Annotated in this window: 14 protein-coding genes; 4 read left to right on the plus strand and 10 right to left on the minus strand. The window is 66.6% G+C overall.

Going from position 1 to position 14,159, the window contains the following annotated elements:
* Nucleotides 1-6: 6 nt before the first annotated feature.
* The 6 genes from hisS to NO347_RS14075 form a co-directional block, all read right to left on the minus strand.
* Entirely contained in the window at nucleotides 7-1,302 is a 1,296-nt protein-coding gene (hisS, locus tag NO347_RS14050) for a histidine--tRNA ligase (protein WP_256290256.1), read from the minus strand.
* Between the two features lie 76 nt (nucleotides 1,303-1,378).
* Complete coding sequence (locus NO347_RS14055) at nucleotides 1,379-2,260, minus strand: EamA family transporter (protein ID WP_256290257.1); 882 nt, start codon at nucleotides 2,258-2,260, stop codon at nucleotides 1,379-1,381.
* A 60-nt stretch (nucleotides 2,261-2,320) separates the two neighbouring features.
* On the minus strand, nucleotides 2,321-2,920 hold the full coding sequence (locus NO347_RS14060; protein ID WP_256290258.1) for a DUF7411 family protein: 600 nt from the start codon (nucleotides 2,918-2,920) through the stop codon (nucleotides 2,321-2,323).
* 7 nt (nucleotides 2,921-2,927) lie between these two features.
* Complete coding sequence (locus tag NO347_RS14065; RefSeq protein ID WP_121569132.1) at nucleotides 2,928-3,290, minus strand: DNA-binding protein; 363 nt, start codon at nucleotides 3,288-3,290, stop codon at nucleotides 2,928-2,930.
* 67 nt (nucleotides 3,291-3,357) lie between these two features.
* Nucleotides 3,358-3,813 (minus strand): 30S ribosomal protein S19e, encoded by a 456-nt coding sequence (locus NO347_RS14070; RefSeq protein ID WP_256290259.1) that lies wholly within the window; start codon nucleotides 3,811-3,813, stop codon nucleotides 3,358-3,360.
* A 224-nt stretch (nucleotides 3,814-4,037) separates the two neighbouring features.
* A complete protein-coding gene (locus tag NO347_RS14075; RefSeq protein WP_256290324.1) occupies nucleotides 4,038-5,084 on the minus strand; it encodes a lysylphosphatidylglycerol synthase transmembrane domain-containing protein in 1,047 nt (348 codons plus the stop codon).
* 141 nt (nucleotides 5,085-5,225) lie between these two features.
* On the opposite strand from NO347_RS14075, the gene thiL reads away from it, so the two are divergent.
* A complete protein-coding gene (thiL, locus tag NO347_RS14080) occupies nucleotides 5,226-6,098 on the plus strand; it encodes a thiamine-phosphate kinase (RefSeq protein ID WP_256290260.1) in 873 nt (290 codons plus the stop codon).
* Nucleotides 6,099-6,153: 55 nt separating this feature from the next.
* On the opposite strand, the gene NO347_RS14085 is transcribed toward thiL, so the two are convergent.
* From NO347_RS14085 to NO347_RS14095, 3 genes are all read right to left on the minus strand, one after another.
* Nucleotides 6,154-7,293 carry a site-2 protease family protein gene (locus tag NO347_RS14085; RefSeq protein ID WP_256290261.1) on the minus strand — a complete coding sequence of 380 codons (1,140 nt, stop codon included), beginning with the start codon at nucleotides 7,291-7,293 and terminating at the stop codon, nucleotides 6,154-6,156.
* Between the two features lie 179 nt (nucleotides 7,294-7,472).
* Nucleotides 7,473-7,742: a DUF7123 family protein gene (locus NO347_RS14090; RefSeq protein ID WP_121569137.1), complete on the minus strand. Its 270-nt coding sequence runs from the start codon at nucleotides 7,740-7,742 to the stop codon at nucleotides 7,473-7,475.
* A 303-nt stretch (nucleotides 7,743-8,045) separates the two neighbouring features.
* On the minus strand, nucleotides 8,046-8,867 hold the full coding sequence (locus NO347_RS14095) for a molybdopterin synthase (RefSeq protein WP_256290262.1): 822 nt from the start codon (nucleotides 8,865-8,867) through the stop codon (nucleotides 8,046-8,048).
* A gap of 153 nt (nucleotides 8,868-9,020) precedes the next feature.
* Here NO347_RS14095 and pyrH point away from each other — a divergent pair, with 153 nt between their 5' ends.
* Both pyrH and lysS read left to right on the plus strand, forming a co-directional pair.
* Nucleotides 9,021-9,740: a UMP kinase gene (gene pyrH / locus NO347_RS14100; RefSeq protein WP_256290263.1), complete on the plus strand. Its 720-nt coding sequence runs from the start codon at nucleotides 9,021-9,023 to the stop codon at nucleotides 9,738-9,740.
* Nucleotides 9,741-9,743: 3 nt separating this feature from the next.
* Nucleotides 9,744-11,390 carry a lysine--tRNA ligase gene (lysS, locus tag NO347_RS14105; protein WP_256290264.1) on the plus strand — a complete coding sequence of 549 codons (1,647 nt, stop codon included), beginning with the start codon at nucleotides 9,744-9,746 and terminating at the stop codon, nucleotides 11,388-11,390.
* A 155-nt stretch (nucleotides 11,391-11,545) separates the two neighbouring features.
* Here lysS and NO347_RS14110 read toward each other — a convergent pair whose 3' ends face one another.
* Nucleotides 11,546-12,085 (minus strand): hypothetical protein, encoded by a 540-nt coding sequence (locus tag NO347_RS14110; RefSeq protein ID WP_256290265.1) that lies wholly within the window; start codon nucleotides 12,083-12,085, stop codon nucleotides 11,546-11,548.
* A gap of 222 nt (nucleotides 12,086-12,307) precedes the next feature.
* On the opposite strand from NO347_RS14110, the gene NO347_RS14115 reads away from it, so the two are divergent.
* Nucleotides 12,308-14,122, plus strand: a complete 1,815-nt coding sequence (locus NO347_RS14115; protein WP_256290266.1) for a site-2 protease family protein — start codon at nucleotides 12,308-12,310, stop codon at nucleotides 14,120-14,122.
* Nucleotides 14,123-14,159: the final 37 nt, after the last annotated feature.

The following is a 14,159-nucleotide window of genomic DNA, read 5'->3' on the forward strand; positions in this document are numbered from 1 at the left end:
TAGGTATCAGACGAGGTCGTCGTAGGTCGGCGACGCGCGGTCGCCGGGGAAAGAGTCGACTGGAGCGGTCGTCTGCTCGCCGGAGCCCATATCTTTCACCGTCACCTCGCCGTTCGCGAGGTCCTGTTCGCCGACGATAACGACCGTCTCGGCGTTGATTCCGTCGGCGTAGCCCATCTGCGCGCCGAAACTCCGATCGGAGACGTCGACTTCGACGACGTTGCCCGCCGCGCGGAGGTCGCGGGCGATCCGCGAAGCCACCTCGCGGGTGTCGCCGACGGTCAGGACGTAGTAGTCGGTCGCGAGCGCCTCGTCGGGCCAGACGCCGGCGCGCTGACAGAGCAGCGAGAGCGGGGCGAGTCCGGGGGCGACGCCGACCGCCGGGGTGGGCTGGCCGCCGAAGCTCTCGATGAGGTCGTCGTAGCGACCGCCGCCGAAGACGGATCGGGAAATCTCGCCCGTCGAGTCGAAGCATTCGAAGACGACGCCCGTGTAGTAATCGAGACCGCGGGCCGTCGTCAGCGACACCTCGCAGAACTCCCGCGCGCCGAAGTCCTCGGCGGCCGCGAGGACGTTCCGGAGGTTCTCGACGGCGGCTTCGACGTCGTCGCCGCCGAACGCCGCGATCTCGTCGAGGTCGCCCGTCGCGACCAGGTCGTCGAACTCCTCGGCCTGTTCGTAGGAGAGGCCGGCGTCCGAGAGCAGCCCGAGGTATTCGGTCTCCTCGACTTTCGCGCGCTTGTCGACCGCGCGGATCGCAGCGCGGGTGTCGACGTCGGCGTCGAACGTCTCGAGGAGGCCGCCGAGGATGTCGCGGTGGGAGACGCGGAACTCGAAGTCCTCGCCGGTCAGGCCGAGATCGGTGAGCGCGTCGGCGGCGAACGCCAGCACCTCCGCGTCGGCTTCGGGGGCCGAAGAGCCGAAGATGTCGACGTTCGTCTGGTAGAACTCTCTGAACCGCCCCTGCTGGACCTGCTCGAAGCGCCAGAACGGCCGCGTCGAGTACCACTTGATCGGCTTCGAGAGTTCCTGTTGCTTGGCGACGACCATCCGCGCGACCGTCGGCGTCAGCTCCGGCGTCAGCGACACCCCGCGGCCGCCTTTGTCCTCGAAGGCGTACAGTTCCTCGACGATCTCCTCGCCGCTCTTGTCGACGTACATCTGCGTGCGTTCGAGCGCTGGCGTCGAGATCTCGCGGAAGCCGTACCGGGCGGCGGCGTCCTCGAGCGTGTCGACGACCTGCCGCCGGGCGGCCATCTTCTCGGGGTAGAAGTCCCGAAAGCCCTTGAGTCGGTCGTACATACCGCGGGTTTCGGCGGTGTCGCGCTTGAAACTGTTGAAGGCGCGTAGGGAGGTGCCGCCGCTCCAAGCCGTCACGTCAGGCCGCGATGAGGCCGACGCCGACCACGGCGAGCGCGGCCGCGACGAGTCGAGTGCGGAAGGCGTCCTCCCGGAGGAGAACACCGCCGAGAAGCACCGCGACGACCGCCTGCGTGTTGATGATCGGCGACGCGATCGACGCCGGCACGGTCGAAAGCGCAAGCGACGTGATGTGCTCGCCGAGCGCGACGCCGCCACCCGCGAGCAGGAACTTCGGCAGCGCATCGCGGATCGGGACCCACTCGCGGACCGCAAGCGGGAGCACAGCCACGAGGACGCCGCCGAGCACCGTCGGGACCCACAGTTCCAGCGGCAGGGCGAGTTCCTGAAGCGCCACCCGCTTGCCGACGTCGCTGAGAGCGAAACAGGCCGCACTCAGGAGACCGAACTGGGCCGCCCGCGAGGAGGCCGCTTTCCGAATCGGGTCCAAGAGCGAGCCGGTGCGGTAGTTCGCCACGTACACCGCGAGCGTCGCGACGACGACGCCCGTGACCTGTAGCGGCGTGAGTCGCTGCTGGAGGAAGACCACCTCGATCGGCAGGACGAACACGGGGACGATCTTGCTAATCGGTGCGACGTAGGAGACCTCACCCGCATCGAGCGCCCGCAGGAAGATCAGAAAGGCCGCCGCGGTCGCGAGAATCGTCCCGAGGACGATCGCGCCCTCGTGCAAATTGAACGACGCGATCGAGGGCACAGTAGCGGGGTCGGTGCGGCGAACCGTGAGCGGGAGATACCACGCGACGGCCGCGGCGTTGATACCGACCGTCAGGACCGTGCCGGGGTACTCCCCGAAGTACTGCTTGAGGGCGAAGATGTACGTCCCCCAGACGAGGGCAGCAGCCAGGGAGTAGCCGATGCCGGGAGAGAGCGAGAACACGTCTCGACGTGGCCGTCATCGGGAGAAATGTGTTCGGATTCCGGCCGGGAGCGTCCCGGGCTACCCGTCCTCACGGAGTCCGCGGACGTACGACTGAGTGTGGTCGGGGAAGACCGAGTCGACGGCCGAGTGGCCGTGCTCGGCGGCGATCAGCGCCCGAAGTTCGGCTTCGTAATCGCCCTTCGGGATCGTTTCTGACGGCCCCGTCTCGACGGCCAGCGTCTCCTCGACCACGCGGTCGATAGCGCGCCGTCCCAGTCCGGAGAGCGGCGAGAGGTAGTCGACCCCGTGTCGGTCTTCGAGGCTCTGCGCCTGCGCGCGCGAGATCGTCGGAACGCGGTCGTCGCGACGCGTCCCGTCGGCGACGGCGTCGACGTCGAGTTCGGCGACCCGTTCGAGAGCGTGCTCGTGCACCCGCTGGATACCGTTCCGCGGGTAGCCGTCCTCGAGCATCTGCGCCGTCGCTTCCTCGGCGACCGACCGATCCAGGTCGACGACCTCGAAGGGATAGCCGAGCCGGTCGGCGGCGGCTTCGGCGTGTTCCCAGTCGTCGGTAGCGCCGAAACAGCCGGTGACGAGCGTCACGTCGTAAAAGGAATCGAGAAACAGCGCGGCGAGCGTGGAGTCTTTCCCGCCGCTGTAGAGGAGCGCGAGGTCCACGAGTCCGCTACCGCCGGCGGATGTCGAAGCTCTTCGATTCGGGCTGGAGTTCCCGGAGCAGGTCTCGCATCTGATCCTCGTCGATGCGGTCCTGAATGCGGCCGCTCTGTGCGAGCGCGACGATCTGTTTCTTCACCGACTCGGCGAAGTCGGGTTTCGACATCTCGACGGCGTTCAGACGCTGTCGCGCCCCGTCGGTGAGATACTGCTTCAGCATCGCCTCCTGCTGGGCCTCGGCCCGTTCGCGCGCGGCGTCCTGTGCGGCCTCGTTGGCCTGCCCGCCCTGCTGACCCTCAGCCTGGTCGCGGAGCTCCTGCATCTTCTTTTCGCGCAGTTCCTCCAGTCGGTCGTCGTCGGGGTTTCCACTCATCGCCTTACGATTCCGTCGCGGCGCTAAAAACGGTTACGTCGTTCGGCCTCGACAGTCGTGGGCGAAATTACGCGTAGCGTTCGAGTTCCGGGCGGTCGAGCTCTTCGAGCACGTCGGAGGCGGCGTTGTCGAGGAAGCTCTGACCCTCGCTGGTGATGCGGCGGCCCTGGCCCTTCGCGGTCTCGACGAGGTCCTCGTCTTCGAGCTGCTGGAGGATTTTCCGGATGATCTTCTTGCTGCCGTTGCCAGAGCTGTTGCCGGAGACGCGGTAGCGGTTCGAGCCGCGCTTGCGGCCGCCGTACTCCGTCGCGAGGCGGTCGACGCCGATCGGACCCTCTTTGGCGACCTTGCGGAGGAGCGACGCGGCGCGGACGTGCCAGAAGTCGTCCTGCTGCGGCGGGAGCTCGCGGGTCTGGCCGGTCTTGGCGTACTCGATCCAGTCAGGCTCCTCGATTCGATCCGAGAGGCGGTCGGCGACGTCCTCGATGAGGGCGTCGGCCGGAACGTCGTAGACACTTACCATAGGGATCAATTCCCGACGGCGTCGTTTAAAGCCATCGTATCGGGTCTACAGCCCGTGAGACGGAACCTCACTGCTGTGAGCCCGCAGACTGTCGGACACGAGTCCGTGGAGTCGTCGTCGCTCCGAGTCTCGGAATCTATCGAAGCAGTCGCGTCTGTCAGTCTCGTACTGTCGGGCAGAACTATGTGAAGCGTATCGGCACCCCGCAGGGGCCATAATCCCTATCAGCTATCGGCTCCGATGCCGATTCCGCTCCCGATCCAGGCCACGACGACGCCGCCGAGTACGGTCGGAATCCAGTAGACGGCCCCGCGGAAGATGACGACGGCCGCGACCGCGATCGGTTCGGTCACCTGCGGAAGCGGCGCGGCGAGCAGCAGCACCACGAGCACGGTCTCGATGCCGCCAGCACCGCCGGGTAGCGGCGTCACGCCCGCGATCGCCGCGATCGGGACGACGATGAGCGCGATCGAGAGGCGGACGTCGACGCCGATCGCGCCGAACGCCAGCCAGAGGGCGACCATCTGACAGAGCCAGCCAGTCGCCGATGCACCGAGCGCCAGTGCGAGTCCGCGAGGGTTGGAGGCGACGCGCTCGATCGCCCGGAAGAAGCCGTTGATGCGGCGTTCGATGCCCTCGGGCGTCGGCACGGGAACGCGCGGAATCCAGTCTGCGATCGACCGGATGACTGGTGTCAGCGCGTCGACGACGCGGGATTCGAGACGGTAGCGACGCTTCCAGCCGACGTAGACGAGCGTGGGCACCGCCAGCGCGAGCACGACGACCGCCCCGAACGCCAAGAGGAGGTTCTCGTTGGAACCGAGTGCGACCTCCGTGGCGAAGTAGCCCGCCCCGACGAGCGCGATGGTGATCGACGGGACGAAGTTGAGCGTGTCGACGCTGGCGATGGCGGCGAGGCTCCGTTCGTACTCCGCGTCGGCCGCCTGCGAGATGAGATACGCCGTCACGGGTTCGCCGCCGGCCTGGCCGAACGGCGTGACGTTGTTAGAGAAGGTCGCGCCTGCGAAGACGAGAAACGACGTGAAATACGACAGATCGACGCCGAGGACGTCGAGGACGGTGTTCAGCGCGAGGCTCCAGGCACCGAGCCACGCGAAGATGGCGAGAACGACCAGCGCGACGTAGCCGAGATCGGCCATCCCCAGCGTATTGAGCAGGTCGTCGACGCCGGCGAAGTAAAACAGGAGTGCGAAAACGCCCACGGTCGCGAGGAACCCGAGAATCGTGGCTCGAACGTTCTCGCGGGCCATATGTTGCTCGTCGGCGCTTCCGGGCATCAAGCCATCGAAACACCCGACGGTGTGGGAGTCGTTCACGGGCGTGGGTGCCGGGGACACTCGCCACCGACAGCGTGACGTCGGGTTTTTGCCCACCCGGGGCGGACACCCCTTATGGACGAACGTTCGGCGCTCCGGCGGCTCGCGGCTTCGCTCCCGGCCGCTGGCGACGACGCCGCCGTCGTCGACGGACTCGTCGTGACGACGGATATGCTCCACGAGTCGACGGACTTCCCGGCCGGGACGACCCGCTACACAGCGGGCTGGCGCGCGGTCGGCGCGTCGCTCTCGGACGTGGCCGCGATGGGCGCGTCCGCGACCGCCGCGGTCGCCGCCTACGCCGCGCCGACGCTCGACGAAGCGGAACTCGACGCGTTTCTCGACGGTGCAGTGGACGTCTGTGAGGCCGTCGACGCCGAATACGTCGGCGGTGACCTCGACACCACGAGCGAGTTTACGGTCGCGACGACGGCGCTCGGCGAGACGGACGCTCCGGTACTGCGCTCCGGTGCGGCTCCCGGCGAGGTCGTCTGTGTGACTGGCGCGCTCGGACGGACCGCCGCTTCCCTCCGGGCGTTCGCCGCCGGCGACACTGAACGCGGGAACGAGCTGTTTCAGTTCACACCCCGCGTCGCGGCCGGCGTCGCGCTCGCTCCCCACGTGACGGCGATGATGGACTCCTCGGACGGCCTCGCCCGCTCGCTACACCAACTCGCGGAGGCCTCGGGGGTCGGATTCGAGGTCTCCTCGGAGGAGGTCCCCGTCCACGACGCGGTCGAGGAGTACGCCGTGGACGCGGCTGATAGATGGGAGATGACGACGACCGTGGGCGAGGATTTCGAACTCGTCTGTACGTTGCCGGCCGAAGCCGTCGACGCTGCGGAGGCAGGGTCGCCCGTACCCCTCACCGTCGTCGGCGACGTCACCGAGGACGGGGTCCTCGTCGACGGCGAACTGCTGGCCGATGAGGGCTACACCCACGGGTGAACGCGTCGGGTTCTCGGCGGAGCCCCGATTCTCGCTCGATCAGACCACGATAAGATCAGACTGCCATCACTTCGATCGGCACGAGGAGGAAACAGAGCGCGCCGAGCGCGAAGGTGGCGATTCCGACGAGCACCCGCGGCGTATCGAGCGGCGAGTCGTCGATCGGATCCGCCGGTCCTTTGAACGCGATCACGGCCGAGAGCAGTCCCCAGAACGCCCACAGTCCGACCGATTCGTTCAGCGCGTAGCCGAGTCCGTAGTGGAGGTACGCGGCGAGCCCGAACAGGACGGCGGGAACGAGCGCTGCGACGCGCTCTTGGGACTCACCGAGCATCGCGCGCAGGACGTGTCCCCCGTCGAGTTGCCCGACCGGAAGTAGATTCAGGACGGTGAAGAACATCCCGACCCAGCCGCCGATGATGACGGGGTTGACCGCGACTGTCGGGTCGGCGTACTCGGTCGGTTCGCCGAGGAGACCTGCGAGGAGGTTCAAAAGCGGCGGATTGTTGAACACGATGACCTGCCCGCTCCCCTGGAGCGCCCACGGCGGCACCTCGACCGGCGGGAGTGTGAGGCCGACCGCAGTGACGACGATCGTCGCCGCCAGGCCGGCTAGCGGCCCCGCGACGCCGATGTCGAACAGCGTCTTCCGGTCCGGCATCTGCCCGCGCATTCGGATGACTGCGCCGAGCGTCCCGAACGGGAAGATGAAGGGAATCACGTAGGGGAGCGACACGTCGACGCCGTGGTACCGTCCCAGGGCGTAGTGACCGAGTTCGTGGGTCGCGAGCACTCCGAGTACGGCCGCCGTGAAGGGCCACGCACGGAGCACGAGGAGCGGATTCGCGAGGACGTCCGAGAGCGGGATGTAGTACCACGTCAGCGCGCCCACCAGAAGCGTCGAAACGACCGTCGCGAGGAAGAGCCCGAGGTTCTTCCACGGCACGCCGTCGATCCCGTTCGTCACGGGGCGTGCGACGACGACGTCTTGGCGGTTGTCCCGCGTCGTCGACACCTGTACCTCGTAGCCCGCCTCGCGGAACGGCTCCCACACCTCACGGACCAGCATCTGCTCGGGGACCAACGACTGGCCGTAAAAGAGCACGCGGTCCCCGTCGCGTCGGGTCTCGTGGAGATGAAACACCGACTGGAGGTCGTCGACCGGCGGCTCCGCCGCCGAATCGGGGGAATCCATCACGACGTGATATGGCGTACAGTCGGATAAACTCCCCGACGGAAGGGAGTCGTGCGCGGAGCGTCGGGACTGCTCGGTGGTCGACGAATGGGGGAAGATGGGGGACGTTTGTCGGGCGGTCTACAGCGTGGCACCACGGAACCTGCGGTCGGACGGGCTCGTGGGAGCGCGATCCGAGGTTACGCCGCGTCCTGTGCGGGTTCGATACGCCACGTGGTCGCGCTCGTGTACGACCACTTTTCGACGGTGAGCTCCGAGGCGGAGTCTTTGAGTTTCACCATCAGCGCGCCGATCTCCTTGGGAGAGAGACCGACTTCGTCGGCGATGAACTTCGATTTGAAGTACATCTCCCCGTCCTGCGCCTTGTCCAGCAGGAAGGACTTCAGGCGCTCTTCTTTGGACAGGTCTTCGCCGGTGGCGTCAGTGGAGGGTGTCGCGGTTGCGCTCATTGAGTGTCACCTCACTCACCCCTTGTCGTCAGGGGAGTATATAAAGGGAGGAACGTTGGTGGAAATTCGGCTCGATTCACCGGTAAATCGTCGTCAGACGGTTATTTTAAGACGTATTCAGTATCTTTTAGACCTTTTAAAAAGCTCTCTGTATATTTATCTCAAGATTAGTTATTTGGAAGAAATTGTAGTCAGAGACCGTCGTTTGACCCTAGTATGGGAGGTGTACGCCGGCAAAAAGATCCGGTTAGTACGAAAGAGCCGCGCCCGCGACGCGTCGGATGAGTCAGTAGTGCGAACGTATCAGGGCCGATCGTGGACCCAGAAGTCCTCCTCGACGGTCGTTTCGCGCTTGAAGATCGGAACCTCGTCTTTGAGACGGTTGATCCCGTCGGAAACTGTCTCGAAGGCCTCCTCGCGGTGCCCGGCGAGGACGACGACGAAGACGATGTCTTCGCCTGTTTCGAGCGCCCCCGTCCGGTGGAAGAGGACGACCTCCTCGACGCCCTCGCGCTCCATCAGTTCCGACTCGATCGTTCGCATCCGCTCTTCGGCGACGCCCTCGTACTTCTCGAAAGTGAGTCGGAGCGTCTCCGGGTCGTCCTCGCCGTCCTTGGCGCGGACCCGACCCGTGAACGTCGCGATGGCCCCCGCACGGCCGGCCCGCGGCGACGCCTTCACCTGTTCGACCAGCGTGTCCAGCGTCACGTGGGGTTCGGCGTCCGCGAGCGCATCGAGGACAGCCTCGACGTCGACGTCGTCGACGGTTTCGGCTTCGATGGCGACGTTTTCTGCTTCCTCGCCACCGAGCGCAACGGTCGGGAACGTCGTGTCGGGAGCACCCGTGAGGAGAGCGTGGTCGTACTGTGGCGCGAGATCGTCGAGCACGTCTTCGAGGCTCCGTCCCTCGCCCGCAGCGGCCCAGACGCCGTCACCACTGATTTCGTACGCCGCATCCGTCCCGTCCGGGCGCCCTTGAAAGCTCGAGCGGACCGACATATCCGCCTGTGACTGCCCGAATCCGCCCGGCTGCTGCTCGACGAGGGCGACGCGGCCGTCCAGATGCGGTGCAACGCGTTCACAGAGAGCGAGCGCGCCGGGTCCAACGACTCCGAGTACCTGCATACTCCGAATTCGGGGCGGGAAGCGGCTTTATCCTGTCGGCTACGGTGCTGCACGCGGCGGGGCGACCCGCGCCGGCGTCACTCGCTCGTGGCGCTGCGGCCCCGCGTACGCGGTTGACAACCCTTAAGCCCGGTTCGCGGCAACGTCGGTGCAATGAGAGTCGTCGTCTCCATCGGTGGGAGCGTGCTCGCTCCGGACCTCGACGCCAGGCGCGTCGAGGGCCACGCAGCGGTCGTCGAGACACTCGCGGAGGAAGGCTGTGAGATCGGCGCCGTCGTCGGCGGCGGCGGCGTCGCGCGCGATTACATCGGCGCGGCCCGCGAGCTGGGAGCCAACGAGGTCCAGTTGGACCAGATCGGCATCGACGTGACCCGAATCAACGCTCGATTGCTCATCGCCGCACTCGGTCCCAGCGTCGACCCGAAAGTCGCCCACGACTACGAGGACGCCGGCGACGCGATCCGGCGCGGCGACGTCTCGGTGATGGGCGGCGTGATGCCCGGGCAGACGACCGACGCTGTCGCGGCGGCCCTCGCCGAGTACGTCGGAGCCGACCTGCTCGTCTACGCGACCAGCGTCGACGGCGTCTACAGCGCCGACCCAAGCACCGACGACGACGCCGAGAAGTACGAACAGTTGACTGGTGGGGAACTGGTCGACGTGATCGCCCCGATGAGTCGCGACGCCGGCGCGTCGGCCCCGGTCGATCTGCTGGCCGCGAAGCTCATCGAGCGCGCGGAGATGCGGACGATCGTGCTCGACGGAACCGACCCCAGTCGGATCGAGGACGCCGTCCTCCGCGGCGAGCACACCGGCACCGACATCGTCCCGACGGGCGTCGACGGCGAACCGAGCTACTGGACGCAGCGATAACCGATGAGCGAAGACAGAGAGACGCAAGACGCAGACGACGCGAGTGCAGAACCGAAGCGCGCGTTCTGGGCCGACGAGGTCGCAGACGAGATCGAGGCACGCGATCCCGAGGACCCGATCGTGATCAAAGGCGGCGTCTCCCCCTCCGGCGTCGCCCACCTCGGGAACTTCAACGAGATTATGCGTGGCTACTTCGTCGCTGCGGTGCTCCGCGAGCGCGGCCACGAGGTCCGGCAGGTCTTCACCAGCGACGACCGCGACCCGCTCCGGAAACTCCCCCGAAAGCTCGCCGACACGGACGGGAACATCGTCGGTCTCGGCGACGTCGACGCCGGGGCTCTCGGCCGGAATCTCGGGCGGCCGTACACGGACATCCCGGACCCGTTCGGGGAGTCTGAATCCTACGCCGCTCACTTCGCGGCGCTCCTGAAAGCCGACGCCGACCGCCTCGGTGTGCCGGTCGAGATGCTCTCGAACACCGAACTCTACGAAGACGGCACCTTCGACGAGGTCGTCGAGCACGTCCTCGGACACGCCGACACGGCGCGGGAGGTGCTCTCGGAGTACCAGGCGAAGGTCGACGCCGACTACGTTCCGTTCAACCCCATCTGCGAGGAGTGCGGGAAGATCACCGAGAGAGTCACGTCGATCGACCTCGAGGCCGGCACTGTCGACTACGTCTGCACCGATATGACCGTCGGCGACGAGACCATCGAAGGCTGCGGCCACGAGGGTACGGCAACGTTCCGGGAAGGGAAACTCCCCTGGCGCTTCGAGTGGCCCGGCCAGTGGCAGGTGCTCGGCGTCGACTTCGAGCCGTTCGGCAAGGACCACGCCGAGGGATCGTGGCCGTCCGGTGAGGACATCGCCCGCAACGTCCTCGGCATCGAGCCACCCGTGCCGATGGTCTACGAGTGGTTCACGCTCAACGGCGAGGCGCTGTCGTCCTCACAGGGCAACATCGTGACCGTCCCGGAGATGCTCGACCTCCTCGAACCCGAGGTACTCCGGTACTTCTTCGCGCTCAATCCCCGGAAGGCCCGGGACCTCGACATCTCCCGACTGGACCAACTCGTCGACGACTTCGACCGCTTCGAGCGGGCGTACTTCGGCGACGTCGACGACGAGACGCTGACCGCGTTCGCCGAGCGCGCGTACCCCTTCGTCGTCGACGAGGTGCGCGAGGACCGCGTGCGGCTTCCCTACACGTTCGCGGCCGTCCTCGGGATGACCGACGACCGCGACCTCCGGATCGAGATGGCCCGCAACGAGGGGTACTTCGACGACGACACGCCCGAGTGGGCGATCGAGGAGGCACTCGAACGCGTCGACAGAGCCCGGGCGTGGGCCGAACGCCTGGACAACGAGTACAACTACCGGATCCAGGAAGACCTCCCGGAGGTCGACGTCGACGACGCGGTCGCGGCCGCACTCGACGAGCTCGCGGAGTTCGTCGCGGTGGGACACGACGGCGAGGAGATCCAAGGGGAGATGTACGAGACGGCGCGCCGGCACGACATCGAGGTCGGCGACTTCTTCGAGGCGGGCTATCTGCTGTTCTTCGATCAGCCGCAGGGGCCGCGTCTCGGGGAGTTCCTCGGCGAACTCGACACCGAGTTCGTCGTCGCGCGGTTGCGGCGCGAGTCGTAGCGGTGCAATGCGGTGCAGTGCGGTGCGGCGCGGAGACGGGCGATCGAACCGCGAGGCGAGCGCAGCGAGCCGAGCGGGTTTTTTGGTCCAGCTTTTTTGACCGGGGTCGAGCGCCGCCGAAGGCAGCGCGAGGCCCCGGTGAACAAAGGTGGGTGTTAATTCTCCTCGATCGCGTCGACCACGACCATCCCGACCACGAGCAGCCGAGGGTCGACCTCGTCGCCGTGGAGTTCGATCGAGTACTTATCGCGGAGCGAGAAGTGCTCGTGGGCCTCGCCGACGACGCGTCCGTCCGGCGTGACGACCTCGTAGGAGAACGGAATCAGCGTCGTGAGGAGGCGGCGGGCGATCGCCAGCGGGACGTTGTCCTCGCGGATACTCGCGACGACGGTCCCGTCGGGGGCGAGCAGCGAGTACTCGTGTTTGAAAAACGAGATCACCTCGCGTTTGACCGCGCCGACGCGCTCGCCCGACTGGGAGTCGACGATGTCGTAGGCGGAAGCGATGTCGAGGATGCTGCTGGCTTTGACTCGAAAGCGCTCGGCACCCGTCTCGGGATCGGTGAAGCGAAAGTCCTCCTTGAGCCGGAACTTCTTCTGGGCTGATTCGAGGATCGGCGTGTCGTCCTCGTAGACGCGGTACTTGTTTCCGATGGCGATCTTCTGGCGGACCTCATAAGAGCGGCTGTCGAACATTTGCCGTGGATTGCGCGGCATCTGCAAAAGGGGTTCGCACGGGGAGAATCACAGACCGTAGGCTGCGTTTGCGACCGACTCTCGGCCGCAAAGCGTAGACCGCGAGTCTCGCGGTAGTTTTTGAACCAGCTTTTTGCAAGGAGGGTGCGCCTTCGGGACACTCGACGCAGTAAAAAGGTAGAGAGGGAACATCTTTCTGCGCGCGACCCTTGCGTTCCGACGATGAACACGCTTCTGTGGGTGCTCGTCGGGCTCGCCGCGTACTCGGCAGCCGCGCTTTTCCTCTCGCAGCGCGGACTCTTGCCCTCCTCCGTTCGAATCCAGGGACCGTTCACGACCGTCCACACGAAACGCGGCCGGGACTTCATCGACTGGATCGCGACGCCGAAGCGGTTCTGGCGCGCGTGGACCAATCTCGGCGTCGGCGCGACCCTCGTCGTGATGGCGGGGATGTTCTTCTTCCTGCTCGTGCAGGGGATCGCGATCGCGCGCAACCCGCCGCCGCCGTCCTCGGTGAATCAGCCACAGAACTTCCTCGTGATCCCCGGCGTCAACGACTTCCTACCGCTCTCTGTCGCCCCCGAGATCGTCTTCGGCCTGCTGGTCGGCCTCGTGGTGCACGAGGGAGGCCACGGCATCCTCTGTCGCGTCGAGGACATCGACATCGAGTCGATGGGCGTCTTCCTCTTCACCATCATTCCGCTGGGGGCGTTCGTCGAACCCAACGAGGAGAGCCAGCGAAACGCCAGCCGCGGCGGTCGGACCCGGATGTTCGCCGCGGGCGTGACGAACAACTTCTTCGTCACGTTCGTCGCGTTCGTCCTCCTCTTCGGCCCGATCATCGGGAGCATCGGCGTCGCGCCGGGGATGGCCGTTCAGGGCGCCTACGACGGCTCGCCCGCGTCGACCGCGGGGATCGCACAGGGCGATCGGATCACTGCTGTCGGTGGCGTCCCCGTGAGCAACGAGAGCTCACTCGATACGGCTCTGCTCGGCACCGACCAGCGAACAGTGACAGTCGAACTCGACAGCGGCGAGAGCGCGGCTGATCGGGAGGTGCGAACCGTCGACGTCCAGCGGTCGCTCGTCGTCGCGGGGTCGGTGGCTGGAAACCCGGCGAACCTCAGTATCGAGGGCGAACCGATCGCCGTCACCCAGGTGAACGGCTCGGCGGTCTACACGCGGACGGGCTTCGCCGAAGCCGTCGGTGAGAGTCGCTTCGCAGAGCTCACGACCGACCGCGGAACTGTCACGATCCCGGTCGGCGCGTACCTCACGCGAGTCGCTCAGGACGGACCGCTCGCACAGTCCGGCGCGCCGACCGATCCGGGCGTGATCGTGATGGCGATCGACGGCGAGCGCGTCGCCTCCTCGACGGAACTCACCCGCGCGCTCGACGCGACCGAGCCGGGCCAGACGGTCGCTGTCGAACTCTACCACGACGGGACGGTCGAGACCTACGAGGTGACGCTCGGCGAGAACCCCCGGGACGGCACCGGCTTCCTCGGTGTCAACATCTTCCCGGGGACGAGCGGACTGCTGATAACTGACTTCGGCGTGCAGTCGTACCCGGCAGGGACGTACGTGGAACTCCTCGGCGGCGACGGCGGTCCCGACGCGACCGGGCTCACCGGCCCCGTCGCGGACTCGCCGCTCGCGACCGTCTACGTCGCGCTCGTGCTCCCCCTCGCGTCACTCGTGCTGGGAATCCCGAACTTCCCCGGCTTCACCGGAGCCGTGTTCAACTTCTACGCCATCACCGGACCGCTCGGCTTCCTCGGGACGGGCGTGTTCCTCCTCGCGAACGTCGCCTTCTGGATGGCGTGGATCAACCTCCAGCTCGGGCTGTTCAACTGCATCCCCGGCTACCCACTCGACGGCGGGCGAATCCTCCGAGCGAGCGTCGAGGCGGTCGTCTCGCGACTGCCGATCTCGGACCGTGATCGGGTCGTGACAACCATCACGACCGGTATCGGACTGACGATGTTGGCGTCGCTGTTGCTGCTCGTGTTCGGCCCGACCGTCCTCGGCGGGTAAGGCAAATTTCGGCTGCGACCCCGCGGCCACGCCGCAG

The organism is Halobellus inordinatus, assembly GCF_024464655.1.
GTDB classification, from domain to species: Archaea; Halobacteriota; Halobacteria; order Halobacteriales; family Haloferacaceae; genus Haloquadratum; species Haloquadratum inordinatus.

Excerpts from the sequence above, each read along its gene's own strand:
- lysS (WP_256290264.1), top strand. The coding sequence starts at position 9,744 with ATGAGCGAAGACAGAGAGACGCAAGACGCAGACGACGCGAGTGCAGAA.
- hisS (WP_256290256.1), bottom strand. The coding sequence starts at position 1,302 with ATGTACGACCGACTCAAGGGCTTTCGGGACTTCTACCCCGAGAAGATG.
- NO347_RS14070 (WP_256290259.1), bottom strand. The coding sequence starts at position 3,813 with ATGGTAAGTGTCTACGACGTTCCGGCCGACGCCCTCATCGAGGACGTC.
- NO347_RS14085 (WP_256290261.1), bottom strand. The coding sequence starts at position 7,293 with ATGGATTCCCCCGATTCGGCGGCGGAGCCGCCGGTCGACGACCTCCAG.
- thiL (WP_256290260.1), top strand. The coding sequence starts at position 5,226 with ATGGACGAACGTTCGGCGCTCCGGCGGCTCGCGGCTTCGCTCCCGGCC.
- NO347_RS14095 (WP_256290262.1), bottom strand. The coding sequence starts at position 8,867 with ATGCAGGTACTCGGAGTCGTTGGACCCGGCGCGCTCGCTCTCTGTGAA.
- pyrH (WP_256290263.1), top strand. The coding sequence starts at position 9,021 with ATGAGAGTCGTCGTCTCCATCGGTGGGAGCGTGCTCGCTCCGGACCTC.
- NO347_RS14065 (WP_121569132.1), bottom strand. The coding sequence starts at position 3,290 with ATGAGTGGAAACCCCGACGACGACCGACTGGAGGAACTGCGCGAAAAG.
- NO347_RS14090 (WP_121569137.1), bottom strand. The coding sequence starts at position 7,742 with ATGAGCGCAACCGCGACACCCTCCACTGACGCCACCGGCGAAGACCTG.
- NO347_RS14115 (WP_256290266.1), top strand. The coding sequence starts at position 12,308 with ATGAACACGCTTCTGTGGGTGCTCGTCGGGCTCGCCGCGTACTCGGCA.
- NO347_RS14075 (WP_256290324.1), bottom strand. The coding sequence starts at position 5,084 with ATGGCCCGCGAGAACGTTCGAGCCACGATTCTCGGGTTCCTCGCGACC.
- NO347_RS14110 (WP_256290265.1), bottom strand. The coding sequence starts at position 12,085 with ATGTTCGACAGCCGCTCTTATGAGGTCCGCCAGAAGATCGCCATCGGA.